At 29.2% G+C, this 26,363-nt stretch carries 23 protein-coding genes; 8 read left to right on the top strand and 15 right to left on the bottom strand.

Annotation, left to right across the window (positions count from 1 at the left end; translation table 11 throughout):
• The first annotated feature begins 51 nt into the window (after positions 1–51).
• Together ACULEV_RS17090 and ACULEV_RS17085 are read left to right on the top strand one after the other, a co-directional pair.
• Entirely contained in the window at positions 52–687 is a 636-nt protein-coding gene (locus tag ACULEV_RS17090) for a hypothetical protein (RefSeq protein WP_445456255.1), read from the top strand.
• A 2-nt stretch (positions 688–689) separates the two neighbouring features.
• The gene (locus ACULEV_RS17085) at positions 690–2,585 is read left to right on the top strand and encodes a hypothetical protein (protein ID WP_445456254.1); all 1,896 of its coding nucleotides are present in this window, start codon (positions 690–692) and stop codon (positions 2,583–2,585) included.
• 82 nt (positions 2,586–2,667) lie between these two features.
• On the opposite strand, the gene hemF is transcribed toward ACULEV_RS17085, so the two are convergent.
• The 8 genes from hemF to hemA all read right to left on the bottom strand — a co-directional run bounded on the left by hemF (position 2,668) and on the right by hemA (position 10,635).
• The gene (hemF, locus tag ACULEV_RS17080) at positions 2,668–3,570 is read right to left on the bottom strand and encodes an oxygen-dependent coproporphyrinogen oxidase (RefSeq protein ID WP_445456253.1); all 903 of its coding nucleotides are present in this window, start codon (positions 3,568–3,570) and stop codon (positions 2,668–2,670) included.
• A 41-nt stretch (positions 3,571–3,611) separates the two neighbouring features.
• Positions 3,612–4,184, bottom strand: a complete 573-nt coding sequence (locus ACULEV_RS17075; RefSeq protein WP_445456252.1) for a DUF3575 domain-containing protein — start codon at positions 4,182–4,184, stop codon at positions 3,612–3,614.
• Between the two features lie 36 nt (positions 4,185–4,220).
• Positions 4,221–5,246: a uroporphyrinogen decarboxylase gene (gene hemE / locus ACULEV_RS17070; RefSeq protein ID WP_445456251.1), complete on the bottom strand. Its 1,026-nt coding sequence runs from the start codon at positions 5,244–5,246 to the stop codon at positions 4,221–4,223.
• 66 nt (positions 5,247–5,312) lie between these two features.
• Positions 5,313–5,972 (bottom strand): uroporphyrinogen-III synthase, encoded by a 660-nt coding sequence (locus ACULEV_RS17065; RefSeq protein ID WP_445456250.1) that lies wholly within the window; start codon positions 5,970–5,972, stop codon positions 5,313–5,315.
• On the bottom strand, positions 5,973–6,689 hold the full coding sequence (locus tag ACULEV_RS17060) for a potassium channel family protein (RefSeq protein ID WP_445456249.1): 717 nt from the start codon (positions 6,687–6,689) through the stop codon (positions 5,973–5,975).
• Positions 6,690–6,700: 11 nt separating this feature from the next.
• Positions 6,701–8,443: a TrkH family potassium uptake protein gene (locus ACULEV_RS17055; RefSeq protein WP_445456248.1), complete on the bottom strand. Its 1,743-nt coding sequence runs from the start codon at positions 8,441–8,443 to the stop codon at positions 6,701–6,703.
• Positions 8,444–8,456: 13 nt separating this feature from the next.
• Positions 8,457–9,377 carry a hydroxymethylbilane synthase gene (gene hemC, locus ACULEV_RS17050; protein ID WP_445456247.1) on the bottom strand — a complete coding sequence of 307 codons (921 nt, stop codon included), beginning with the start codon at positions 9,375–9,377 and terminating at the stop codon, positions 8,457–8,459.
• A 10-nt stretch (positions 9,378–9,387) separates the two neighbouring features.
• Positions 9,388–10,635: a glutamyl-tRNA reductase gene (gene hemA / locus ACULEV_RS17045; RefSeq protein ID WP_445456246.1), complete on the bottom strand. Its 1,248-nt coding sequence runs from the start codon at positions 10,633–10,635 to the stop codon at positions 9,388–9,390.
• 228 nt (positions 10,636–10,863) lie between these two features.
• Here hemA and ACULEV_RS17040 point away from each other — a divergent pair, with 228 nt between their 5' ends.
• The 6 genes from ACULEV_RS17040 (at position 10,864) to ACULEV_RS17015 (ending at position 17,085) form a co-directional block, all read left to right on the top strand.
• Positions 10,864–11,736 (top strand): helix-turn-helix transcriptional regulator, encoded by an 873-nt coding sequence (locus tag ACULEV_RS17040; RefSeq protein WP_445456245.1) that lies wholly within the window; start codon positions 10,864–10,866, stop codon positions 11,734–11,736.
• Between the two features lie 126 nt (positions 11,737–11,862).
• Positions 11,863–12,900 (top strand): ferrochelatase, encoded by a 1,038-nt coding sequence (hemH, locus tag ACULEV_RS17035; RefSeq protein WP_445456244.1) that lies wholly within the window; start codon positions 11,863–11,865, stop codon positions 12,898–12,900.
• A complete protein-coding gene (locus ACULEV_RS17030; RefSeq protein ID WP_445456243.1) occupies positions 12,900–14,252 on the top strand; it encodes an MATE family efflux transporter in 1,353 nt (450 codons plus the stop codon). The genes hemH and ACULEV_RS17030 overlap by 1 nt, the downstream gene beginning before the upstream one ends.
• Positions 14,242–14,787, top strand: a complete 546-nt coding sequence (locus ACULEV_RS17025) for a CopD family protein (RefSeq protein ID WP_445456242.1) — start codon at positions 14,242–14,244, stop codon at positions 14,785–14,787. The genes ACULEV_RS17030 and ACULEV_RS17025 overlap by 11 nt, the downstream gene beginning before the upstream one ends.
• Positions 14,788–14,858: 71 nt before the next feature.
• Positions 14,859–16,274, top strand: coding sequence for a sensor histidine kinase (locus tag ACULEV_RS17020; protein WP_445456241.1), 1,416 nt, complete (start codon positions 14,859–14,861; stop codon positions 16,272–16,274).
• Positions 16,275–16,308: 34 nt separating this feature from the next.
• Positions 16,309–17,085: an enoyl-CoA hydratase/isomerase family protein gene (locus ACULEV_RS17015; RefSeq protein WP_445458562.1), complete on the top strand. Its 777-nt coding sequence runs from the start codon at positions 16,309–16,311 to the stop codon at positions 17,083–17,085.
• A 70-nt stretch (positions 17,086–17,155) separates the two neighbouring features.
• Here the strand turns inward: ACULEV_RS17015 and ACULEV_RS17010 are convergent, their stop codons facing one another.
• The 7 genes from ACULEV_RS17010 to ACULEV_RS16980 form a co-directional block, all read right to left on the bottom strand.
• Positions 17,156–18,868, bottom strand: coding sequence for an alkaline phosphatase D family protein (locus ACULEV_RS17010; RefSeq protein ID WP_445456240.1), 1,713 nt, complete (start codon positions 18,866–18,868; stop codon positions 17,156–17,158).
• Between the two features lie 155 nt (positions 18,869–19,023).
• The gene (locus ACULEV_RS17005; RefSeq protein WP_445456239.1) at positions 19,024–19,668 is read right to left on the bottom strand and encodes an HD domain-containing protein; all 645 of its coding nucleotides are present in this window, start codon (positions 19,666–19,668) and stop codon (positions 19,024–19,026) included.
• Between the two features lie 64 nt (positions 19,669–19,732).
• Positions 19,733–20,725, bottom strand: a complete 993-nt coding sequence (locus tag ACULEV_RS17000; RefSeq protein WP_445456238.1) for an acyl-ACP desaturase — start codon at positions 20,723–20,725, stop codon at positions 19,733–19,735.
• Between the two features lies 1 nt (position 20,726).
• Complete coding sequence (locus ACULEV_RS16995) at positions 20,727–21,464, bottom strand: lysophospholipid acyltransferase family protein (protein ID WP_445456237.1); 738 nt, start codon at positions 21,462–21,464, stop codon at positions 20,727–20,729.
• 84 nt (positions 21,465–21,548) lie between these two features.
• Positions 21,549–21,959: a BrxA/BrxB family bacilliredoxin gene (locus tag ACULEV_RS16990; protein ID WP_445456236.1), complete on the bottom strand. Its 411-nt coding sequence runs from the start codon at positions 21,957–21,959 to the stop codon at positions 21,549–21,551.
• Between the two features lie 103 nt (positions 21,960–22,062).
• A complete protein-coding gene (locus ACULEV_RS16985; RefSeq protein WP_445456235.1) occupies positions 22,063–23,199 on the bottom strand; it encodes a lycopene cyclase family protein in 1,137 nt (378 codons plus the stop codon).
• A 62-nt stretch (positions 23,200–23,261) separates the two neighbouring features.
• A complete protein-coding gene (locus ACULEV_RS16980) occupies positions 23,262–26,363 on the bottom strand; it encodes an efflux RND transporter permease subunit (RefSeq protein WP_445456234.1) in 3,102 nt (1,033 codons plus the stop codon).

Here is a 26,363-nt window from a genome sequence, read left to right as displayed (position 1 = left end):
TATTCTTAGATGAAAGCATAAAAATTAGATTAATAATCCTAAATTTGTAAAATGAAAAAAATTATGATTTTAGCCTTGTGTTTTTTCTTAACAGGTTGTTTTGAAATAACAGAAAGAATTAAACATAACAGTGATGAAAGTGGTGATTATAGTCTAATTGTAGATTTTTCTAAATCTTGGTTTAGAACAAAATCAGCTATATGGTTAGAAGAAGTAGATGGAGTAAGTATTCCAAGTGAAGAAGATATTAAAAATAAATTAGCCGATTTTAGGACACAAGCTTCTAAAATAGAAGGTGTTTCTTCAGTTACCACTAAATATGATTTTAAGACCTATATTTTTACTTTTAAGTTTAAATATAGTAATTTAAAAGCACTTAATGCTGTTTTAAATAGTATGAATAATGAAGATCCAATTACACATTTTAGTAAATCCAAAGAAAATTCTTTTCAGCGATTTGCTTCTTATCCTATTCCAAAAAATTTGGTAAACAATGAAGATAAAAAAGAAGATTTGAATGATGCTCATATTACAACGATTTATACTTTTGATAAGGAAGTTTCGCAACTTACGAATCCTAACAGTAAACTTTCTAAAAGCAAACAAACCGTTTTTTTAAAACAAAATATATATAACGTTTTAAAAAACAATACCTTAATGAATAATACAATTTATTTTAATCCTTAATTATGAAAAAACAGTTACATGTTTTATTACTATTAGCCAGCACATTTGTTTTTGGTCAATTAACTCCTAACGAGTTTGATTATTTTGTTCAATTTAATGGAAGTCAATTTTCTAAAAAAGTGAGTTTAGATGAAATATTAAACCACGATGCTATTAAAAAGATTTCAAATACTAAAAAAGATTTTAATATTAAAGATTACACCTCTTTAATAAGAATGGATAAGGATATTATTATTCATGGAAATTTTTCTTCAGATAGTATTCCTTTTTACCAAATTACTATTCCGATTAAAAACCGTGAAGAAGTGAAAGCTCTTTTGACAAAGAAAAAAGAAGAAGAAAAACTAACTCTTAAAGATTCTATTATTGATGAAATAATCGATTATGAATCTTATTCGGTTTATAATAATTCAAAAGATCAATTTTCAATAGCATGGAATAATGATTATTTGATTTTTATAGAGTTTATTAAACCTATTTTAAGAAATGAGAGTTACTCTAATCTTTATACTATTCCACAACCCATTTATGATGAGGAGATTATTGAAATAGGAGAACCTGTGGAAGAAGCAGAATATGCAGAGGAGTATAATGAAACAGAATATGTAGAAGAGGTTGTTGTAGAATCAAATGAGAATGAAGAACAACCTGTTGAATGGGCAGTTGAAGTTGAAGATGAATCATCTGAGGATTATGATTATAATTATGAGGAAGAAAATAATGAATATTTGCAACAAGTTGAAGAGGAAAAATTAAAAAGGAAAGAAAAGCAAAACGAACATATTGATTTTCTCTTTAATAATGGCTTTATAATTCCAACATCTGATAAAATAAATCTAAAAGCAGATGTTTCTGCTTGGGTTAATTATCAATCGGTATTTAATTCCATTAAAGATTTTTCTGGAATTGTAAAATCAATGATGGGTGGTTCGAGAAATTTAAGTTCGGATGATATTGATAGTTTTATCAAAGGAGTTAATTTTAACATGTATTTTGAAAATAAAAATGCTAGAATAGAACAAATAATAGAATATTCTAAGCCATTAGCTACAGTAATGACTAAAGTAATTAATCGAAAAATAAATAAAAATACTTTCAAATATTTTCCAAGTCAGACACCTTTGGCTTATATGAGTTATCATATTAACTCGGAAGAAATATTAACTAATTTTCCGTCTATAACTGCTCAAATGTATAATGATAATAGATTTTTTAAGAAGGAAGACATGGAAATAGTTACTGATTTAATTAGCACAATGCTTGATGAAAAAGCAATTGCAACACTATTTGATGGTGATTTTACTGTTTTTCTACATGACATTTCTCAATATGATTATACTTATAAAAGTTATGAATATGACGAAAATTATGAGGAAATTGAAGTAGAAAAGACAGATAAAAGAACTACTCCTATTTTTACTTTTTTGTTTACATCAACCCATAAAACTATGGGAAATAAACTTTTAGATTTAGCAGAAAGAAAAGGAGTGCTTGCTAAAGAAAATGGGTTTTATAAAGTTAATGGTTCGGAAAAAGAAGCAGGAGATTTAAAAATAATAAAAGATGGTGATGTAGTAGTTATTACTAATGGTTTAAGTTTCCTAAATAATTCTAATTCTAATTTTACAAGTAATTTTAAAAAGCAAATTAAAAACAATTATATGTATGGAAATCTTAATTTAAAAGATTTAATTGTAAAATATGCTTCTAAAGAAAACTTAGGAAAGGATGCAACAAAAATGATAAAGATGAGCGAGCAATTCGAAAAAATTGATTTTAAATCTTCAAAGAAAATGGAAAACAATAAGTTGCAATTTGAAATGAGTTTACATTCTTCTAGTTCAGATAAAAATATTATTTTACAAACATTAGATTTAGTTTCTTTTTTAAATAATTAGTTAGAAACTACTAAACAAAAAAGCAGTAATTTAAAATAAAATTACTGCTTTTTTGTTTTACTATATCCTTTTAGGACATCACCTATAACCAATCTTTAGGGCTTTCTAATATTTTAATCAGTTTTTCTTCTTCACTACCTTTCTCAGGATGATAATTATAAATCCATTGTACATGAGGTGGTAAACTCATTAGAATACTTTCAATTCGTCCATTGGTTTTTAAACCAAATAAAGTACCTTTATCATGAACTAAATTAAATTCCACATAACGACCACGACGAATTTCTTGCCATTTTCTTTGTGCTTCTGAATAAGTTAGACCTTTGCGTTTTTCAACAATTGGAATGTAAGCATCTAGAAAACTATTCCCTATTTCTGTGACAAAATTGTACCAATCATTCATTTTCATAGTTTCGGTTTCTTTTAAATAATCAAAAAATAAACCACCTATTCCACGAGCCTCATTTCTATGTGAATTCCAAAAATAATTGTCACATTGTTTTTTATATTTTGGATAAAATTCTGGACTAAATTTATCACAAGCAGTTTTACACGTTTGATGAAAATGGATTGCATCTTCTTCAAATAAGTAATAAGGAGTTAAATCTTGTCCACCACCAAACCAACTATTGATTATTTTACCTTTATCATCATACATCTCGAAATATCTCCAATTGGCATGAACGGTTGGCACCATTGGATTTTTAGGATGAATTACTAAACTTAAGCCACAAGCAAAAAAATCTACTTCACCTACATTAAACAAATTTTGCATAGAATGGGGTAATTTTCCATGAACAACAGAAATATTTACACCACCTTTTTCAAAAAGGTTTCCGTTTTCAATTACACGAGTTCTTCCGCCACCACCTTCTGGTCTACTCCATAAATCTTCTTTAAAATAGGCTTTTTCATCTATTTCTTCAATTTCTTTACAAATTTGATCTTGAAGTTTTTGTATGTATGTATAAAATTTATTTTTCATAATTTATTTTTCAAATATTACTTTGCTTTACAAAAATAATATTATAATTTGTAAACCAACATTACTCCTCCTCGATACAATATCCATTCGCCACTTTTATTAAATTTATCTCGATTATCATATCTTTCATTAGTATTTATTTTATATCCTTTATAAAATCCTTGACTTGAACCACCACCAACAAAAATTTCAAGATTCCACTTTTCGTTAATTAGGAATTGATAACCAGTAGTCAATCCATACATTATATTATATCCTTTTTGATAAAAATTGGTTGACCAATAATTGTATTTTTGTAATTTATATATTCCTCCTCCAATATGGGCACCTAGGAAAAAACCTTTTCCAAATTCTTTAGTATAATAGCGAAATTCAGGAAAAAGTAAAATAAATTTTTGTGGAGCATGGTTTACTGATTCCCAAAATGAAACGGTAATATCAATTTGAAAAGAGGTATGACTTCCCAGTTTAGTTTCTATACCTAAATTTGGAATACCTACTAATACAAAAGCAAGATTGCCTTTTAAATTAGTTTGACCATTTAAACATAAAATGTCTAAAGACAAAAATAAAAAGAATATAAAAAATCTTATTTTTTTAAAATTTAGATTCATAAGTTATATCTTTTTATTTTTGCAATACAATCTTCTTTACTTTTTATATTCTTTCACGGCTTCTACAAAAGCTTTTGCATGATCTACAGGAATATTTGGTAGAATACCATGTCCAAGATTTACTATGTAATTATCTTTACCAAATTCATTAATCATTTCATGAACCATTTTTTTGATAACAGGAATAGGAGATAACAATCTAGAAGGATCAAAATTCCCTTGTAAGGTGATTTTTCCTCCTGTTAAATATCTAGCATTTTTAGGAGAACAGGTCCAATCTACTCCAATAGCAGAAGCTTTAGATTTTGCCATATCATTAAGCGCAAACCAACATCCTTTTCCAAAAACGATAACCTTTGTTGAATCAGCTAAAGCTTCTACAATTTGATTAATATATTGCCAAGAAAACTCAGTGTAATCAGTAGGAGATAACATTCCACCCCAAGAATCAAATATTTGAACCGCATTTACACCATGTTTTACTTTTTCTTTTAAATAAAGAATGGTAGTATCTGTAATTTTCTGTAATAATAAATGTGCAGCGACTGAGTTTGAAAAACAAAACCCTTTAGCTTTATCAAAACTTTTCGAACCTTTTCCTTCCACAGCATAACAAAAAATTGTCCAAGGAGAACCTGCAAAACCAATTAATGGTACTTCATTATTTAATTTCTCTCTTGTCATATCAATAGCGTCCATTACATAGCCTAAAGTTTCATTAATATCTGGAATAAAAACTTTATCTACATCGCTTGCTTTACGAATAGGATTTGGTAAAACAGGACCAATATTGTCTTGTAATTCAACATCGATTCCCATTGCTTGAGGAATTACTAGAATATCTGAAAATAAAATGGCAGCATCAGGTTTAATAATACGAATAGGTTGAACTGTAATTTCAGATGCTAATTCAGGAGTTTTGCAACGAGTAAAGAAATCATATTTTTCTTTTATTGCTATAAATTCAGGTAAATATCTACCTGCTTGACGCATCATCCAAACTGGTGGTCGTTCTACTGTTTCGTTATTAAGAGCTTTTAAAAATAAATCGTTTTTTATCATTGATTTAAAGGTTTAAGAGTTTAGGGTTTAAGAGTTTAAAGTTGTTATTAAACTATAAACCTAAAACTAGTAATTATAATATTTTATTACTTCTTCAATTACATTTTCAACACTAGGTTTAGATGCAATTATTATGTTTTTTGATATGTTTTCTAATGTTTTTGCAGTTGTGTTTCCAATACAAAAACAAGTAGTTTGATTCTCTATTTTGTTTTTTTGTAAATAGCTTTCTACGGCTGATGGACTAAAAAATAAAATGGCATTGATTTCTAATACCATATTTTTGGGTTGTAAAACCGTTTTGTAAACTTTTATTTCATTAAAAGCAACGTCATTTTCGATTAACTTTTTTGGTAAAATATCTTTTCGAATAGTTCCGGAAAAGAAAGTAAACTTTTTATTGGAGTGCTTTTCAACAATTATTTCAGCAAGAGTTGAGGCATCTGTTGCAAAATCAACAACCTTAAAACCATTCTTTTCTAAATAAATTTTTGTTTTTTCTCCTACACAAAAACATTCTTTACTTTTAAGACTATCAATATGGGTTTTTTTTAAAAGACTTTTAATAGCGTTTTTACTAGTAAAAATGAAGTTGTCATTTATTTGGGTTAACGAAAATTTAAGTGTTTTTATTTTTATGAAATTGGCATGTACAAGGGCAAACTTTTTTTTATCAAGTAAGGCAATTTGTTTTTTTGAAAGTTTTTTTGTACTTAAAACAATCATTTAGATTTTTTTATTTCTCAAATCATATTCTTCTTGTCCCAAGCAATAATTCTCAATGTCTTTATTATTCCCATAAACCACTAAAACATCATCCTCTTGAACTATAGTTTCTGGATCTGGTCTACCAATTGATTCTTTTACTAGAGTTCTTTTACCTATTAAATTTCGCTTTTCTTTTTTACGAATAATAGTTACTAATGTTAAACTGTATTTATCTACCGAATCTAATTCTCTTAATGTTTTTCCGTAAAATTCTTTTTTTGCTCTTACTTCAGAAATAGTAAAATTATTATCTAACTGGTAATTCTCTAAAGTAGACTTGAAATTAATTTGCTTGGTTAAACGATCTGCCGAATCTTGTTCTGGGTGAATTATACTGTAAATACCCATTGCCTCAAGAACTGTATCGTGAATAGGCGATAATGCTCTACTAATAATTTTCACATTGCTTAATTTTTTAATAATAGCAGTGGTAATAATAGCTGCACCTTCATTTTCACCAATGGCTACAACTACTTTATCTGAATCTTTTAAAGGGACAGCCTCATAAGCTAATTCATTGGTTGAATCCATACAAATAGCATGAGATATTTTATCTTTTACAAGATTTATTTTATCCATTTGTTTATCTATACCAATGACTTCATTTCCAGTTTCTGTTAAACTCAAAGCCAAAGACATTCCAAAATTTCCAAGGCCAAAAACAATTATTTTCATTTGAAACTTTTTTAGTTAATCAAAATATTTTCTTTTGGATACTCATAAAATTGATGGTTCATTTGACGTAATAAACCAATCATTAAATTGAGCATTCCTATTCTTCCTATAAACATCACAGCAATAATAACGTATTTACTAGGTTCTGATAATGAGGGTGTAAAATTTAAACTTAAACCAACCGTACTGTAAGCTGAAAAACATTCAAAAACAACTGTTAATACAGGAGTGTCTTCTGGTTCAAAAATTAATAAGGCCATTATTGCTACTCCTATAACAATTAATGATATACATAAAATTGCGAAAGCACGCGAAGTTGATTCGCTCGTGATTCTTCTTCCAAAAATTTGAATTCTGCTCTTCCCTTTTGCGACAGCAAATATATTTAATGTTGCTAATGCAAAGGTACTTGTTTTTACACCACCTCCTGTAGAAGCAGGCGAAGCTCCTATCCACATTAAAAAAATAATAAATAATAGTGATGGAATTTTCATATTTGTATAATCGACTACATTAAAACCAGCAGTTCTTGGAGTAACTGAGCTAAAAGCAGCATTAGTAATTTTTCCAAAGACTGTTTTATGTTCTAATAAGGTATTATTATATTCAGAGATAAATAAAAACAACCATCCACCAACTAGTAATATGATTGTTGTATAAATTACAATTTTTGTATTTACAGTAATTACAGGTACTTGTTTATGAATTAATTTTTTATCAAATAATTCTAAAACATAAGTTTTAATATATTTAAAAAAATTGAAAATAATATTATGACCAAAACCACCGAAAATAATAAGAATCATTATTACCCATTGAAAAAAATAATGGAAGCGAATACTTTCATCATAGAGTCCGTTTGAAAAAATAGAAAAACCAGCATTACAAAAAGCAGAAATGGAATGAAATATGGAAAAGAAAAATTTATTCTCTATGGCATAATTATTCACAATAGACGAATAGATAAACAAAGCTCCTATGATTTCAACACTAACGGTAAAAATAACAACATGTAAGGCTGCTTTAAAAACATCTTTTAACCCTTCCTGAGCAATAAAATCTTTTGTATTTAAACCTTCCTTAAAGGATGAACTTCCTCTAAAGAAGAAAGCAAAGAAAGAGGTGAAAGTTAATATTCCAATTCCTCCTAATTGAATCAATACTAAAATTATGGATTGTCCTACTGTTGTAAAATCGACACCTGTATCTACAACAGCTAAACCCGTTACACATACTGCACTAGTTGCAGTAAATAATGCATTTGTAAAACTAATTCCATTTGTTGTTGCACTTGGTAACATTAGCAAAAAAGAACCAGATAATGCAAGAATTAAAAAACTACCTACAAAAACAATAGCAGGATTAAAATAGATATCATAAATATGTCTAACAAGAACTAATAGTCTTAAAAGAAAATATACAATTAAACCTCCTTCTAAGACGGGTTTAATTTTTTGTAAAATATAATGATAACTAAAATCGGTATTGGAAAGAGAAATAATAAAAGAGATAATTAGCAATAAAGAAATGATAATCATGTTCACTAAAGCTACTTTCTTATTGCTTTTGTATTTGTAAATAAAAAACTTAAAAGTATTAAAAACGAGTAGTAACACTGTTAAAATGAGTAATCCAATTACATGAGGATTATTAAAGTTTTCTGCAAAATCATAACCAAAGTCAAAGACTATAAAAAGCAGTACAATAATGTCAAAAAAGCGATAAATATAATTGAGTAATGATTCTCTTTCCATTTTTAGCAGTGATTTATTTCACTTTTAATTGTGTACGAAGTTCTCTCATTAAAGAGTTTCCTCCTTGATTTAAGATTTCGTTTGCACAATCTTTTCCAAAAGATTTATAATCAGCAAAATTACAATTTTTTTTAATGCAATGTTTCTCTTTTCCATCTAAAGAAAATAACACACCTTCAAAATTTATTTTATCATTTTCTATTGTTGCTAATGCACCAATTGGAGCCGTACAACCACCTTCTAAAGTTTTTAGAAATTGTCTTTCAATGAATGTACAAATTTCTGTTTCTTGATGATTTAATTTATTTAAAACATCTCTTGAAAAAGCATCTTTCTCCATTGCCACAACAAGCATAGCACCTTGTGCAGGAGCAGGAATCATCCAATCTAAATTAATAAAAGTTTCTGGTTTTAAATTTATCCTTTCTAAACCAGCAGCTGCAAAAATAGCTCCGTTCCAGTTGTTATCTTTTAATTTTTGCATTCTTGTATTTACATTGCCACGTAAATCTTCAACTGTATGAGTAGGATATTTATGCAACCATTGTGCTTTTCTTCTTAAACTTCCAGAGGCAATTGTTCCGTTAGTTTCTAAAAAATCTAGATTTCCTTTATGTACAAGAATATCTAATACATTAGCACGTTCTAAAACTGCAGCCTGAACAATTCCTTTTGGTAAAGTTGTAGGAACATCCTTCATAGAATGAACTGCAATATCTACTTCTCCTTTTAACATAGCAATATCAAGTGTTTTTGTAAAGATGCCTGTAATGCCTAATTCATATAAAGGTTTGTCAAGAATAATATCACCCGTTGATTTTACTGCGATTATTTCTGTTTTGTACCCTAATTCTGTAAGTTTATTTTGAACTGTATGTGCTTGCCAAAGAGCTAATTCACTATCACGAGTTCCTATACGTATTGTTTTTTCCAAAAGAAGTAATTTAATGATTTAACTGAAACACTTTTTCAATCCATTCAATACTTTCATCAACCATAGTGTTTTCATGTTTTAAATGATTGGCAAAATGTGTAGTGATTTTTTGAATGATTCGGTCACTAATAATTTCAGCTTGTTCTTCATTAAAATTATCCAATTTTTTTCTTTGATAATTTAATTCCGATTTTTTTATTGAAGATAATTTCTCTTTTAATGAATGAATTGTTGGAGCAAATTTACGTGCTTTTGACCAAGTCATAAATTCTTCTACAATTTCATTAATAATTTTTTCTGCTGCAGGAATATGTTCTTTTCTTTTCTCTATTGTTTCATCAGTTACTTGTGATAAGTAATCTAAATGCACTAAAGAAACTCCTTCAACATTGTTTACATTTTCATTTACATTTTTTGGTATCGATAAATCTAAAATAAGTAAGGGTTTTTTTAGATTTAAAATTGCAGCATCAATTGTTGGATTTTGAGCTCCTGTTGCTACAATCAAAACATCTGATTTTTGAATTTCTAGCTGTAGATTTGCATAATCTTTTACTATAAGATTGAACTTTCCAGCAATTTTTTCTGCTTTTTCTCTTGTTCGATTGATTAATACAATATGATCGTTTTTGGTATGTTTTACTAAATTTTCACAAGTGTTTCTACCAATTTTTCCTGTTCCAAAGAGTAAAATATTCTTAGTTCCAATTTCGGACACATTATTCATTATATATTGAACAGAAGCAAAAGATACTGAAGTAGCACCAGAACTAATTTGCGTTTCATTTTTTACTCTTTTGCTAGCTTGGATAACTGCATTCACAAGGCGTTCAATGTAAGAGTTTCCTAAACCTAGTTTCTTACTTTCAGTAAAACCAATCTTTATTTGTGAAATTATTTCAAAATCACCAAGTATTTGACTGTCTAATCCTGTACCTACTTTAAATAAATGCGAAATAGCTTCTCTGTTTTTATAAATGTAAGCTATCTTTTGAAAATCTTCAACAGTACCTAAACTGTTGTCACAAAGTAATTTTATTAATTGGAATGGATGTTCTGCAAATCCATAAATTTCAGTACGATTACAAGTCGAAATAACAAATAAACTTTCAATGTTTTCGTTTTTCGCTTGATTTAATAAATCTATTCTAGTCTTTTCATTCAAACTAAATTTACCTCTCATTTCGGCATCTGCTTTTTTATAGCTTAGCCCTATTGCATAGAATGTAGTGTGCTTGATACCTGTAAAGTTATCCATATATTGTACTTACCTTATAGTGAAACAAAATTAAGACAGTACTTGGTTTAAAAATAACGCTCAAAGTACTTTTTATGTCGATTGCAGATTTTTTGTAAAAATTATGATTTGTTTTTAGTATTTAAGCTATTTTTGTAGTAAAATTGGTTATTGAGAACTTGTTTATTTATAACTAATCTAAATAAGTTTAAAATTCATACCTTCTTTTTTAATTTAAAAAACAACGCTATGAGTTCATTTGAAGAAATAAAAATTGAGACTGACTTTACACTACTTCGCTTTCAAAATGATTCTAATGTGATGGAACGTATTGAGAAACAAGTAAAAACAGGGTTGATTCAATTTCACTTTAATGTGAAAGGAAAAGCTAAATTTATTTTTAATCAAGGCACTTATGCATTGGATCTAAATGAGGAAAAATCGCTTTTATTGTATAATCCTCAAAAAGAATTGCCTTTACATTTAGAGGTAAGTCCAAAAACTTGGATTATTTCAATGCTAATTTCCATAAAAAAGTTTCATGCTTTGTTTTCTAATGAAGCTGATGTAATTCCTTTTTTAAGTCAGGAAAATTTGGACAAAAAGTATTATGGTGAAGAAGATATTAGTCCTTCTATGGCTATTGTTCTCAATCAAATTTTTCATTATAATCAAAATTCTTCTATCAAAAATTTATATTTGAAAGGGAAAGGATATGAATTAATGAGTTTGTATTTTAACCAAAATGAAGATCCTAATGCAGAACATTGTCCTTTTTTAATCGATGAAGAAAATGTATTGAAGATAAAAAAGGCAAAAGAAATTGTTATTGAAAACATGGCCGAACCTCCAGGTTTACAGGAATTAGCAGATAAAGTTGGGTTAACCTTAAAAAAACTAAAAGTAGGTTTTAAACAAATTTATGGAGATAGTGTTTACAGTTTTTTGTTTGATTATAAAATGGAATATGCTCGAAAAATGCTTGATTCAGGTTCGTATAATGTAAATGAAGTAGGTTTGAAAGTTGGGTATAGTACTTCAAGTCATTTTATAGCTGCCTTTAAGAAGAAATTTGGAACCACACCAAAAAAATATTTAATGAACTTGAATTTAAATGTTTAAAAGATAAATCATTGATTTATTTAATATTCGAATAGAAAAAAATAGTAAAAATATAACATAGTAAAAATTTTGATTATTTACTTTTATCTAAGTTAATAATCATAGTAAAAATACAATTTAGAATAAATGAAAAAAGGAGTATTATTAGTCAATTTAGGTTCACCAGAAAGTCCCACACCAAAGGATGTGAAACCATATTTAGATGAATTTTTAATGGATAAATATGTAATAGACGTTCCATTTTTATTACGTGCCCTATTAGTAAGAGGTATTATTTTACAAACGAGACCTAAAAAATCCGCTGCTGCTTATAAAAAGATTTGGTGGGAAGAAGGTTCTCCTCTTATTGTACTTTCAAAAAGAATGAAAGCAAAAGTAGAACAAAATGTAAGTGTTCCCGTTTCTTTAGCCATGCGATATGGTAATCCAAGCATTGAAAGTGGTTTAAAAGAGTTAAGCGATAAAGGAGTTACAGAAGTATTATTGTTTCCATTATATCCACAACATGCTATGGCTTCAACTGTAACTATTTTGGTTTTAGCTGAAGAATTACGTAAAAAGAAATTCCCACACATGAATTTTACTATTGTTCCAGCTTTTTATAACCAAAAAGATTACATTAGAGACTTGTCAAATTCAATTAAAAAGCATTTAGAAGGTTTTGAATATGATCATCTGTTGTTTTCTTATCATGGAATTCCAGAAAGACATGTTCGTAAGACAGATGTTACAAAAAGTCATTGTAAAATTGATGGAAGTTGTTGTAATACACCTTCACCAGCTCACGAATTTTGTTATCGTCATCAATGTTATGAAACAACAAAACAGGTGGTAGAATTTTTAGGAATTGAAGAAGGAAAATACAGTCAAACTTTTCAATCTCGATTAGCTGGTGATAAATGGCTAACTCCATATACAGATGTTGAAATTAACAAGATGCCAGAAAAAGGAATAAAAAAATTAGCAGTTGTAACACCAGCCTTTGTTTCAGATTGTTTGGAAACATTAGAAGAAATAGCAATGGAAGCAAACCATCAATTTAAAGAACATGGAGGAGAAGAATTTAAAGCGGTTCCTTGTTTAAATGATGATGACGATTGGTGTAAAACTTTAAGTCGATGGATTGACCAATGGGCTTTTCAAACTGAAGAGAAAAATGCATAATGGCAGTTTCTTCTAAAGAGTTAGGTACATTGTCTATTAGGGAATTATTAATTAAACAATCTGTTCCTGCATCAATAGGTATTTTATTTATGTCGGTTAATATTTTAATCGACACTATTTTTGTAGGACAATGGATAGGTTCTTTAGCAATAGCTGCAGTTTCTGTTGTATTACCTATCACATTTTTAATTTCTTCATTAGGAATGGCTTTAGGAATAGGTGGAAGTTCTATAATTTCAAGAGCGTTAGGAGCTAATAATAGAGAAAAGGCATTAAAGACGTTTGGGAATCAAATTATGATGACCTTAGGTTTAGCGATGAGTTCTGTTATTATAGGATTTTTCTTTTCGAATGAAGTTTTACTTCTTTTTGGTGCTAACGGAGCTATAATGAAATCTGCAATGGAATTCTTTATTCCTGTTTTATATGGCGTTCCTTTTTTAGCACTTTGTATGATGGGAAATACAGTAATTAGAGCAGAAGGAAAGCCAAAATTTGCTATGATTGCTATGATTATTCCAGCTTTTAGTAATATTATTTTAGATATTTTTTTCATTAAAGTTTTAAATTTAGGAATGTTTGGTGCTGCTTTGGCTACTTCTATTTCTTATTTTATGTGTTTTGCTTTTATCTTATGGTTTTTTATTTTTAAAAGTGAATTGCGATTGCAAGTAAAACATTATTTTCTAGACTTTAAAATTGTTTCAGAAATTACTTCGTTGGGTTTTGTAACTTTTGCTCGTCAAGGAGTTGTGGCAATATTATCTATTATTTTAAATCATACTCTTTTTTTTCATGGAGGTGAAATTTCGGTAGCTATTTATGGAATTATAAGTCGCATGTTAATGTTTTCTTTGTTTCCAATATTAGGAGTTACTCAAGGATTTCTCCCTATTGCAGGCTATAATTATGGAGCTAAGAATTATGTTAGAGTTAGTGAAACAATTTCTACATCTATAAAATGGGCAGCAGGTTTAGCGACAGTTATTTTTATAATTATTTTAGTTTTTGCCGAACCCATTGTAGCTATTTTTTCTACAGATGCCACAATAATAAAAGAAACGCCAAGTGCTTTACGAATGGTTTTTGCTGCATCACCTATTATTGCGATTCAGTTAATAGGAGCTGCTTATTTTCAAGCTGCTGGTAAAGCAATTCCAGCACTTTTATTGACTTTAACTAAACAAGGTTTTTTCTTAATTCCGTTGATTTTAGTTTTACCAAATTATTATGGTATTTTTGGAGTATGGATAGCCTTTCCTATTGCAGATATTTTATCTACTTTAGTGACAGGTTTCTTTTTAAAACGAGAAATGAATCGGAAGTTAACATTAGCTCAAGATGGAATATAATTATATAAAAGCGTTACACTTAATCTTTGTAATTACTTGGTTTGCTGGGTTATTTTACATAGTTAGATTATTTGTATATCATGCAGAAGCAAAACAAAAACCGCAACCCGACCAAGATATTTTGACTAAACAATATCAATTAATGCAATATAGATTGTGGTATATCATAACTTGGCCAAGTGCTGTTTTAGCAAGTATTTTTGCCTATTGGATGTTGTTTTTTACAGAATCAGGAAAATTTTGGTTAACCCAACCTTGGATGCATGTAAAGTTGGCATTTGTTTTGTTACTCTATATTTATCATGGAAAGTGCCATCAAATTTTTAAACAGTTGCAAAAAAACGAAGTGAAACATAGTTCTAATTTTTTCAGAATTTGGAATGAAGGAGCTACACTTATATTATTTGCTATAGTTTTTTTAGTAATATTAAAAAATGCTTTAAACTGGATTTACGGTGTTATAGGTATTTTTGTTTTTTCTATTCTCATTATGTTAGGATTTAAATTGTATAAACGCATTCGAGAAAAAAAATAATTAAATAAGTAGAAGTGTACACAATTTTTAATATAAAACATATTTCTCTTCGATTAAGAATATTTCTTTCCATGATATTTTTAACACTTATTGCGTCTATTTTAATTGCCTTAGTTTCTTATTACCAATTCAAAAAAGAAGCCAGAGAATATCACCAAGACAGATTAGAACGAAAAGAAAATGCTATTATTGAGAATATTAATTATATATTAAACAATACTAGTTTTCCTTTAACAACAGAAAATATTCAATATATATTTAAAGAAAAAATACATGAAATAGCAGATATTCATAGTATTGAAATAAACTTTTTTGATTTAAAAGGGAATTTAATTATTTCTTCAAAACCAGTTTTTAAAATGGATAGTATTCGACCAGAAATAAATACTTCTACTTTAAAAATTTTACAAGGTACTATAGATAAGAAATATGTAGAGTTTACTAAAATTGACGGACTACCATATCGATCTTCTTATTCTTATATAAAAGATAATAAATTTAAACCTTTGGCAATATTAAATTTGCCTTATGAAGAAGACACCGAATTTTATGACAATGAAATCAATAATTTTCTAATTCGTTTTAGTCAAGTTTACTTTGTGATGCTATTAATTTCTATTTTCCTTTCTTATTTTCTTTCCAGTTATATTACAAAATCGTTAAAAATAATTTCCGATAAAATTCAGGAGACCAATTTTAATCAACAAAATCAAAAAATTGTATTAGACGAAGGAAGTAAAGAGATTAATTTATTGATAGAGTCCTATAACAATATGGTGGATAAGCTTGAAGATAGTGCAACAAAACTAGCTCAAAGTGAAAGAGAACAAGCATGGAGGGAAATGGCTAAACAAGTTGCTCATGAAATTAAAAATCCTTTAACGCCTATGCGCTTAACGGTACAAAATTATCAAAGACGATTTGATTTAAATGACCCAAAGGCAAAGGAAAAACTAGATGATTTTGCCAAAACTTTAATTCAACAAATTGACACTATGAGTTCAGTTGCAGGTGCATTTTCTAATTTTGCCTCTATGCCAGCTCAACAAAATGAAACTTTAAATGTTGTAAAAATTGTTCAATTAGCATTAGATATTTTTAATGAAGATTTTATTCATTTTTCATTCTCTGAAGAAGAAATTATTGCCAGTTTAGATAGAACTCAATTAATAAGAGTAATTACTAACTTGGTAAAAAATGCCATTCAAGCTATTCCAGAAGAACAGGAAAAAAAAGATATTTTTGTGAGTGTTTATAAAGATGAAAATAATGCTATTATTTTGGTAAAAGACAATGGAAAAGGAATAACAGAACAAAATAAAGCACGTATTTTTGAACCAAAATTTACTACAAAATCTAGTGGAATGGGTCTTGGTTTAGCTATAATAAAAAATATTATAGAAAATTATAATGGAACAATAACTTTTAAAAGTGAAGAAGGAAAGGGAACAGAATTCTTAGTTTCTTTTCCAATAACAGCAGAATAAGAATTTAAAAATAATTAGATAAAACTTAAAAAACATAAAAATGGAAAATATTTTAATTGACAAATTAGATAACATTGCAATTATTACAATTAACAGACCCGAAAAATTAAACGCATTAAATAAAGCTACAATTTTAGAATTGCATGAAGGATTTAAATCTTTAAATGAAGATAAGTCAATAAAAGTTATCCTAATAACAGGAAGCGGAGAAAAAGCATTTGTAGCAGGAGCTGATATTTCTGAATTTGCTCATTTTTCAGAAGAAGATGGAGGCAAATTAGCAGCAAAAGGACAAGAATTATTATTTGATTTTGTTCAAAATTTATCCACACCAGTTATTGCTGCAGTAAACGGTTTTGCATTAGGTGGTGGATTAGAATTAGCAATGGCTTGTCATTTTAGAGTAGCAAGTGATAATGCTAAAATGGGATTACCAGAAGTAACCCTTGGAGTCATTCCTGGTTATGGTGGAACACAACGATTATCTCAATTAGTAGGAAAAGGCAGAGCAATGGAAATGATCATGACAGCAGGAATGATAGACGCAGAAACCGCAAAAAATTACGGACTTGTAAATCATGTTGTTCCACAAGCAGAGTTGTTAGACTTAGCAAAAGGAATAGCTTCAAAAATTGTAAAAAATTCTAGTACAGCTATTTCAAAAGCGATTGAAGCAATTAATGCTAATTTTGAAGATGGAGTAAATGGATATGAAGTGGAAATTAAAAATTTTGGAGCTTGCTTTGGTACAGAAGATTTTAAAGAAGGAACAACAGCTTTTTTAGAGAAGAGGAAAGCTAATTTTAAGTAAATAATTTTAAAATATAATAATAGGCTGTTTGAATATAAAAAAATATCAAACAGCCTTTTTTTATTATTTATTATATTGAATAAGACTCAACTCTTTCAGTGTTTTCGGAGAAATTCTCATCAAAAATAGTATTTACAAAATTCCATTTTGATTCTACATTATTTGTTGTGAACGTAAGTGTTAAATAACCTCTATCAGATGCGTTTATATAATTAAGATCATCGATTAAAATTTGCATAGCATTTTCAAAGCCTGTAATACTAGATGCATCTATACCCAAATAATATTCTAAACCAGGTGAAGTTACTGAGGAAGTGGCAAATTCTTTTCCTATTTCGTTAGAATTATTAGCTACTAAATTAGTATACCAAGCATTGTGCGTATCACCTGCTAAACAAACTACTTTTTTGCCAGCAAAACTACTATATAATAATTCTCTTTCAACAGGATAACCATCCCAAGCATCTAAATTATAAGGCAAAACTGTGGTTATTCTTGCGATTTCTGCACTGGTAAGTGTTGGATCACCATTTAGATAACGTAATTTTATAGTGACTAATTCTGTTAGTGTTTGTTGAAATTGTTGTAAAGCAGCTTGAGAACCACCTACAACAGCACTTAAACTTAGTAACATTTCTGCTGGAATAAACATTTTACCCATTAATACTTGTTGTCCTAAAACTTGCCAATGTGCTGAACTACCAGTAACTTGAGAAATTAGCCAGTTTCTTTGAGTTGTTCCTAATAAGGTACGAGTTGGGTTTAGCCAATCCGCTTGAAAATTGGTACTATTGAAATTACCAGTTGCATCAATATAATTTACATAATCTAATTGTTTGTCTCTTCCAATGACACGAGTATCTAGCATTATTAAGTTTACTAGATTACCAATGTTAAAATTTCTGTAGATTAAACTCGAATCATTTGAACGCAAAGGTAAAAATTCGCTGTAAGCTTTAATAGCATCTGCTTTTCTAGCATTAAAGTTACCTTCGTTTGCTTGATGATTTTCGGCTCCATCTTTATAAGTATCATTTGCAATTTCATGATCATCCCAAACACAAATAAAAGGTTTCTTTTGGTGAGCTAATTGTAAGTTTTTATCCGAACGATATTGTTTATAGCGCGTTCTATATTCTGATAAATTTAAGATTTCATTTGCAGGCTCATGTGCTCTATCTAAAGAAGTTGTGTATTCATTAGTTCCATATTGACCCTGACCATATTCATAAATATAATCACCTAAATGCACAATAATATCTGCATTAGAGTTTGCCATTGCTTTATAAACATTGAATAACCCTGCTGGATAATTGGAACAAGAACAAACGGCTAATTTAATAGTGTCTGTAGAAACTGGCAAAGTAATGGTTTCGCCAGTTACCGAAACACTCCTGTCTTCCTGATTAAAAAAACGATAATATAACTTTCTATCTGCTTCTAAATTTTGAAGCTCGATAGCTAATGTATAATCTCTAGTGTTATCTGTAATGACTTCACCACTTCTAAAAACGGATTCAAAATTATTATCATAAGCCACTTGCCAATAGATTTTAGCTTCAAGTTTATTTGTATTATATCTTGTCCAAATAATAACTTGATTGTGGGTAGGATCAAAACTAGCCACACCATGTGGGAAATTATCAGGCGTATAATCTTCTGGAATACCAAAAATAGTATCATCATCAGTACAACTGATGAAATTAGGAGCTAAAAGAAGCCCACCAGTTGTTAAAATGGAATTGACTAAAAATCGTCTTCTTGATAAAGAATTCTGACTCATTACTTCTATATTTAAATTTCATCAAAATTCAAATATTAGATTTACAAAGACTTTATCGAATGATTAATTAAAGATTAAATTAGTATTTAAAACAGTAATGTTATTTGTTGTTTTTTAAGAAATGAATAAATCATCATTATTTTAACATTAATGAATTATTTCTCACCTTCCCATTCAGCATAAAATTGTGCTAGGAATTTCTCCATAAAGGTATGACGTTCCTTAGCTAATTTTTTGCCAGTTTCGGTATTCATTTTATCTTTTAAAAGTAGTAGTTTTTCGTAGAAATGATTTAATGTTGGTGCTTCACTTTTTTTATATTCTTCTTTACTCATGTTGAGGTTAGGTTGAATATTAGGATTGTAAATTGGTCTGTTTTTAAAACCACCATAATTAAATGTTCTAGCAATTCCGATGGCTCCAAGTGCATCTAAGCGGTCTGCATCTTGAACAATATCTAATTCTTTTGAAGTAAATTTCTTTTCAAAGTTTCCTCCTTTGAAAGAAATGTTATCAATAATAGCAATCACATGGGCTATTGTATTTTCGGCAACTTTTTGGTTAACCAAAAAATCTCGCGCTACTTTTGGACCTATTTTTTCATCACCATTATGAAATTTGCTATCTGCAATATCATGTAATAAAGCTCCTAGTTTTACAATTTCAAGATTGCAATCTTCATCTTTAGCAATTAGTAAAGCATTTTTATAAACACGTTCAATATGAAACCAATCATGTCCTCCTTCTGCATTTTGAAGTTTTTCTTTTACGAATAAGATGGTGTTGTCTACTAAAGACATATAATGACAGTATTAAAAAAGATGTAGTTTCATTAAAACAACATCTTTATTCTATTTTTTAAATCTATTTTACCAAAGCTGGTTGAACCCACTTAAAAATATGAGATTCTTCAGGAATAACTAAACGTTCAGATACTCTAGCCATTCTAGCGGGTAATTTCATTAAGAAATCTCTTGCTTTTTCTGCTTCGTCGGTAAGGTTTACAATTTTATCAATTTCCCATTTGTCAATTAACTTTTGCATAATATCTACATAATCATTAGCAGTATAAACACCAATACGTTGCGCAGAATCAGAAAAATGCTCAAAAGCAGTGCTTATTTTTTGTCCTGATTCTCTTAAAAAGTGAGCAGGCATTGTGATTTTATTTTTCATCATATGCTGGAAAGCTAACATCATTTCACTTGGATCAACTTCAAAAATTCTACTTACAAATGTACTATAAGCTTGATGATGACGCATTTCGTCACCTGCAATTAAGCGACACATCTTAGCTAACTTATTATCACCAAATTTCTTAGCCATTTGTGCCACACGATTGTGTGAAATATAAGTAGCTAATTCTTGAAAACTAGTGTAAACAAAATTTTTGTATGGATCATTACTTGTACCAATATCGAAACCATCATTGATTAAATGTTGGGTTGTCATTTCAATTTCACGCATATCTACACGACCAGATAAATAAAGATATTTATTTAATGTGTCGCCATGACGGTTTTCCTCACCTGTCCATTGTCTGATCCATTTACTCCATCCATTTCCTCCATTTTCTTGATCTACACCTTCTACTTGTGTTAACCAAGATTCATAAGTAGGTAAAGCTTCTTCAGTAATTGTGTCACCTACTAAAACTACCCAAAAATCATAAGGTAAATCTTTTGCAATTTCTCTTAATTCTGTGACTTCATCAAAGAATTTTTCATTTTGAGAATTAGGTAATAAATCGGTTGGTTGCCAAATTTTTTCAACTGGAATCAAAAATTCTTCAACAAAGGAATCAATTTTCTTTTCCAGAAATTGCATTACTTCTAATCGAACATTTTTTATTGACATTTTATTTAATTTTTATATTTTCTGTAATTATTTTCTCTGTTCTTTCAAAAATCTCTTCAAACGTGTAATCAGAAATTTTTAAAGGTTCATGAACTTGAAACTCTAAACGATTTCCTAATCCTAAAGGAAAAGTGCCAAAACGAGACATTTTCCATGAATTATTAATTGTTACCGGAGCAAAATAAGCATCAGGAGCAAATTTGTATAACATTTTTAAACCGTTTACTGAAAAAGGTTTTGGAACACCTGTTTTACCTCTTGTTCCTTCCGGGAAAATAACTACCGAATAATTATTTTTATTGATAAACTCACCACATTTTTTAATTTCTGATAAGGCTTGTTTTCCATCTTTTCTATCAATTAAAGCAGAACCTCCGTGTCTTAAATTATATGAAACACTTGGTATTCCTTTTCCTAGTTCTTTTTTGCTAATAAATTTTGGATGCCAATCACGTAAAAACCAAATTAATGGTGGAATGTCATACAAACTTTGATGATTAGCAACAATAATTAAAGGAACATTTTTTGGTAATTTTTCTTTTCCTTTGAAACTATATGTGGTTCCAAGAATAAAAGTATTTCTTACCAGAAATAAATTTAATATGGCAACACTCCATCGATGTGCATTATAACCAAATACATTAAAACAAATCCATTGAATAGGATGAAAAAGGCATAACCAAAATAAAAATAGTACATAATAGACTATTGATAATGGATAAGAAATTATCTTTTGCATAACAGATAGACTTTTTGACAAAGTTACTATATAAAACAAAAAAACCATCATTAAAAGATGGTTTCATTGTTTTAGATAATTGAATTAACAATATTCGTTATATGCATCTTTTAAATTTTCTGCTATTAATTCTGCTGGACGACCTTCAATATGATGTCGTTCTAACATGTGAACTAATTCTCCATTCTTAAACAAAGCCATACTTGGCGATGAAGGAGGAAAAGGAAACATTTGCTCTCTTGCTGCATCAACAGCTTCTTTATCTACTCCTGCAAAAACAGTAATTAAATTAGCTGGTTTTTTTGCACCATCTAAACTCATTTTTGCTCCTGGACGTGCATTTCTAGCTGCACAACCACAAACAGAGTTTACTACTACTAAAGTTGTTCCTTCTTTTTGAATTTCATTTTTAACATCAGCTGCTGTATATAATTCTTTAAAACCTGCTTCAGAAAGTTCTGCACGCATTGGTTTTACCATTTCTTCTGGATACATATTTTTTTATTTTAAAATAATAATACAAAGTTACAAAGATTAAATAATTGTATGTATAATAAAATCATAAAGATTTGTTATAACCTTATAAAGAAATCAAAAATCAAAGAATTCTATTCAATAGAGCGTTTATAAAAGGAATCTTGGGACATTTCCAGATAATTTTTAAATCTTCTAAAAAAGAAGTCTCTTCGTCTAAAAAACGAAAAATTAAAACGGGATTTCCTTTTTTGAATAAGGAAGAAAATACTTTTGACCCTAATGCATTGTTTTTGAATAAAACATCAATAAATAATAAGTCATATATCCAAAATTTATCTTTTTTATGAAATTTGGTTAAATCATTTTCATTTTGAAGGAATGTAACCAAAGCCTTTGATTTTTTAGTTACATTTTTAAACGTGAAACCCGTACTTGCTTTTGTCCAACCACCAGCAGAACCTATATTGATACTGTTTTTAGTATTGTGTTCCCAAAATTTATAACAAGTCATAGGAATGCTACCTTGTTCTTTTTCTACAATCTCGTATTCAGTTATTCCTAATTTTTGAATATACTTTACAAGTTCTTCTTCATATTCCTCTTTTGGAAGTAAATCTTTTGAAAATAAAGTGTATTCTAATAAGGCTTCGGTTTTTGATGTGGGTAAAACATACATGAATCTGGTATTTCCTTTTTGGGCAACTGAAAAATCCATGAAAGTGGCACAATTTGAATTAAAAACAGGTTCTTTGGATTTAATATACCAACCTATAAAATGCTGTTGTAATAAAGGATATTTGTTTTGAGAAATTACAATTTTAGGATTAAAAATAGAATTGAAAACAATATTAGCTGTAAATTCTTGTTGGTTAGTTTTTATAACACATTGATTACCCAAATCTTCAAAAGAAAGAACTTTTTCGTTAAGGAAAGTAATGTTTGTATGTTTAGAAATCTTTTCAAAAATAAAATTATAAAAATCTAAACCTCTTATCATTTTATATTGAAAGGGTTGGATTTCTAATTCTTTTATAAAAATATCATTTGTAAAGAAAGTAGTTTTCCATTTTTTCGAAATAATCTCATTAAAAATATTAGATTTATCCCAAAAACACCATGTTCGATCATTAGATTTTTTAGAATTTTCGTCAATTAATAAGATGGATTTATCTTGAAAATTAGCACTCATAATTATTTCATAAACCGTCATCAAAGCCGATAATCCTGAACCTGTAAAAACGTAATGATAATGTTGCATAACAGTAAACCGCTATCATAATTAGAGATAACGGTTTACAAAAATAAGGAAGCAAAAAGGATTTAATCTATTTTTTCGTGTTTTCTTCTGTTGAAAATCCAAAAGATGATAGGGAAGACTAAAAGCGTTAATATTGTCGCTGTAATTAATCCTCCAATGATAACAACAGCAAGAGGTTTTTGACTTTCAGAACCAATTCCAGTACTAATAGCTGCCGGTAATAAACCAATGGAAGCCATTAGAGCAGTCATTACAACTGGACGCGTTCTTACTTTGACTCCTTCTAAAATAGCTGTTGCCAAATCCATTTTTTGCTTAATGTTATTGTGAAATTCCGTAATTAAGATAACACCGTTTTGAATACAAATTCCAAATAAAGCGATAAATCCAACACCTCCTGAAATTCCAAAATTAATTCCTGTAACATGTAAAGCAACAATTCCTCCAATAATTGCAAAAGGAACATTGGTTAAAACTATAAGTGAATCTTTTGTATTGCCAAACATGATAAAAAGCAATACAAAAATTCCAATTAAACTAATAGGAACCATTTCAGCAAGTGTTCCTGTTGCTCTTACTTGGTTTTCAAATTCTCCTGTCCACCCAATGCTGTAACCTGTAGGTAATTTGATGTTTTTTGCTACATTTTTTTGAGCATCTGCAATGGTGCTACCCAGATCTCTGTCGCGAACCGAAAATTTTACACCAATAAAACGCTTAGTATTGTCTCTGTAAATAAAAGCTGGACCTGTAATTTTTTTTATTGTAGCAATTTCCTTTAAAGGTATTTTTGCTCCAGAAATAGTAGGAACTTTGATGTTTGAAATATCATTTTCATCATTACGGTAGTCTTTTTGATATCGAATTCGCACGTCAAACTTCTTTTCACCTTCGTATTTTTGGGTAGCGGTTTTTCCTCCGAAAGCCATTTCTAAAACCGCTTGAGCATCTGAAAGTTCAACACCATATGCAGCCATACGTTCACGGTCGAGAATTACACTTACTTCGGGTTGCCCTACGTTTCTTAAAATCCCAACATCTTTTATTCCTTCAACATTTTCAATTTGTTTGATAACTTCATTGGCAATTTTATCCAATTCTTCTAAATCGTCTCCATAAATTTTAACAGCATTAGAGGCATTAATTCCGGCTACACTTTCAGCAACATTGTCAATAATAGGTTGTGAATAATTGTAACCAATTCCTTGATACTGTTTTAATTTTTCATCCATTTCGCGAACTAAATCATCCATAGAAATTTTGCGTTTCCATTCGTCTTTATGTTTAAGATTCACTTGCATTTGTACATAGTAAAAACCACTAGGATCTGTACCGTCATTACTTCTTCCTACTTGACTTAAAACACCATTTACTTCTGGAAACTTTTGAAGTTCTTCTCTTAAAACTGCTGTTTTTTCAACCGTTTCTGTTAATCCTTGACTCATTGGAAATTTTGCTTCAACCCATAATGCTCCTTCGTTGAGTTGAGGTAAAAATTCGGTTCCTAAAAATTTAGCCGAAATAAAAGTAAGCACCATTACAGAGAGCGAAATGACTAATGTTTTAACTTTATGCTTGAATGTCCAGTTGAAGCCTTTTTCTACAATTCTGTTCCAAAAATCTACAAAAGGGTTGTGTTTTTCTTTTACGTTTTTATTCAAGAATAAATGGCATAAAACGGGAACTAAAGTTAAAGTAAACAATAATGCACCAAGCAATGCAAAACCTAAAGTATAAGCTAATGGAGAAAACATTTTTCCTTCCACTTTTTCAAAAGCAAAAATGGGCAATAAAGCAGTGATGATGATTAATTTTGAAAAGAAAATGGCTTTTCCAAGTTCGGTTCCTGTTTTTTTAATGACACTTCCAATGGCTAATTTGTTGAACTTTTCCATTCCTTTTTTCTTGGCCAAGTGATCTAATGTTACAAATATTCCTTCAACCATTACAACGGCTCCGTCAATAATAATTCCAAAATCTACCGCTCCTAAGGAAAGTAAGTTAGCACTCATTCCCATTAGTTTTAAACATAGAAAGGCAAAAAGTAACGAGAGTGGAATTACAATAGAAACGGTAACAGTTGTTCTCCAATCTGCCATGAATAAAAACACAATAACCGTTACAAAAAGAATACCTTCGAGCATATTATGCATTACGGTTGAAGTGGTATAATTCATTAAATTGTCTCTATCGTAAAACGTCTCCATAGTAACATCGCTTGGAAGAATACGATCGTTTAATTCTGTGATTTTTTCTTTGATTCTGCCTAATACCTCTTTCGGATTTTCTCCTTTTCGCATGACAACAATTCCTTCTACTACATCATCTTGGTGATTTAATCCTACTTGACCCACTCGAGGCATAGATGATTCTGCCACATCTGCAAGATTTTTTACTAAAACGGGATTTCCACCAGTTTCTTTTACTATAATATTTTCAATATCTGAAACCGAGTCTAATAATCCAACACCTCTGATAACATAAGCTTGTTTGTTTTTTTCAATAACATCACCACCTACATTAAGATTACTTTTGTTAACTGCTTCAAAAACTTCCAATGGTGTTACATCATATTTTGATAATCGGTTTGGGTCAACACTAACTTCATACGTTCTTTCTTGTCCACCAAAAGCAACTACATCAGCAACACCAGGAACTGCTCTTAATTGTCTGTCAATAACCCAATTTTGAATGGTTAACAAATCACGTGAATCTCTGTTTTTACTTTGTAATACATATCGGAACACTTCACCTGTAGGGCCATAAGGTGGTTGCACATCTGGAGTTACATCATCAGGCAATGAAACGTTTTGAAGTAAATTGTTTACTTGTTGTCGTGCAAAAAAATCTTCAACACCATCTTCAAATATAATTTTGATAACCGATAATCCAAACATGGTAATGCTTCGAACACTGGTTTTTTTCTGCACAGAATTCATCGAAATTTCGATAGGAGTGGTTACAAAACGTTCGATTTCTTCGGCACTTCTTCCATTCCATTCGGTAACTATAATAATTTGGGTATTGGTTACATCAGGAAATGCTTCGATGGGCATTTTTTTAAAGGCAACAAAGCCAGAAATAATTAAAATACTTACCCAAAAGAAAGTAAAGGGTTTGTTTTTTAATGAAAATGCAATAATATTTTTAATCAATTTATTCAT

Source organism: Flavobacterium sp. HNIBRBA15423, from assembly GCF_052655965.1.
This window is presented reverse-complemented; position numbering and strand designations above follow the sequence as displayed.

Bases quoted from the DNA above. Each gene is read 5' to 3' on its own strand.
- ACULEV_RS17090 (WP_445456255.1), top strand. From the start codon at position 52: ATGAAAAAAATTATGATTTTAGCCTTGTGTTTTTTCTTAACAGGTTGT.
- ACULEV_RS17085 (WP_445456254.1), top strand. From the start codon at position 690: ATGAAAAAACAGTTACATGTTTTATTACTATTAGCCAGCACATTTGTT.
- hemF (WP_445456253.1), bottom strand. From the start codon at position 3,570: ATGAAAAATAAATTTTATACATACATACAAAAACTTCAAGATCAAATT.
- ACULEV_RS17075 (WP_445456252.1), bottom strand. From the start codon at position 4,184: ATGAATCTAAATTTTAAAAAAATAAGATTTTTTATATTCTTTTTATTT.
- hemE (WP_445456251.1), bottom strand. From the start codon at position 5,246: ATGATAAAAAACGATTTATTTTTAAAAGCTCTTAATAACGAAACAGTA.
- ACULEV_RS17065 (WP_445456250.1), bottom strand. From the start codon at position 5,972: ATGATTGTTTTAAGTACAAAAAAACTTTCAAAAAAACAAATTGCCTTA.
- ACULEV_RS17060 (WP_445456249.1), bottom strand. From the start codon at position 6,689: ATGAAAATAATTGTTTTTGGCCTTGGAAATTTTGGAATGTCTTTGGCT.
- ACULEV_RS17055 (WP_445456248.1), bottom strand. From the start codon at position 8,443: ATGGAAAGAGAATCATTACTCAATTATATTTATCGCTTTTTTGACATT.
- hemA (WP_445456246.1), bottom strand. From the start codon at position 10,635: ATGGATAACTTTACAGGTATCAAGCACACTACATTCTATGCAATAGGG.
- ACULEV_RS17040 (WP_445456245.1), top strand. From the start codon at position 10,864: ATGAGTTCATTTGAAGAAATAAAAATTGAGACTGACTTTACACTACTT.
- hemH (WP_445456244.1), top strand. From the start codon at position 11,863: ATGAAAAAAGGAGTATTATTAGTCAATTTAGGTTCACCAGAAAGTCCC.
- ACULEV_RS17030 (WP_445456243.1), top strand. From the start codon at position 12,900: ATGGCAGTTTCTTCTAAAGAGTTAGGTACATTGTCTATTAGGGAATTA.
- ACULEV_RS17025 (WP_445456242.1), top strand. From the start codon at position 14,242: ATGGAATATAATTATATAAAAGCGTTACACTTAATCTTTGTAATTACT.
- ACULEV_RS17020 (WP_445456241.1), top strand. From the start codon at position 14,859: ATGATATTTTTAACACTTATTGCGTCTATTTTAATTGCCTTAGTTTCT.
- ACULEV_RS17010 (WP_445456240.1), bottom strand. From the start codon at position 18,868: ATGAGTCAGAATTCTTTATCAAGAAGACGATTTTTAGTCAATTCCATT.
- ACULEV_RS17005 (WP_445456239.1), bottom strand. From the start codon at position 19,668: ATGTCTTTAGTAGACAACACCATCTTATTCGTAAAAGAAAAACTTCAA.
- ACULEV_RS17000 (WP_445456238.1), bottom strand. From the start codon at position 20,725: ATGTCAATAAAAAATGTTCGATTAGAAGTAATGCAATTTCTGGAAAAG.
- ACULEV_RS16995 (WP_445456237.1), bottom strand. From the start codon at position 21,464: ATGCAAAAGATAATTTCTTATCCATTATCAATAGTCTATTATGTACTA.
- ACULEV_RS16990 (WP_445456236.1), bottom strand. From the start codon at position 21,959: ATGTATCCAGAAGAAATGGTAAAACCAATGCGTGCAGAACTTTCTGAA.
- ACULEV_RS16985 (WP_445456235.1), bottom strand. From the start codon at position 23,199: ATGCAACATTATCATTACGTTTTTACAGGTTCAGGATTATCGGCTTTG.
- ACULEV_RS16980 (WP_445456234.1), bottom strand. From the start codon at position 26,363: ATGAATAAATTGATTAAAAATATTATTGCATTTTCATTAAAAAACAAA.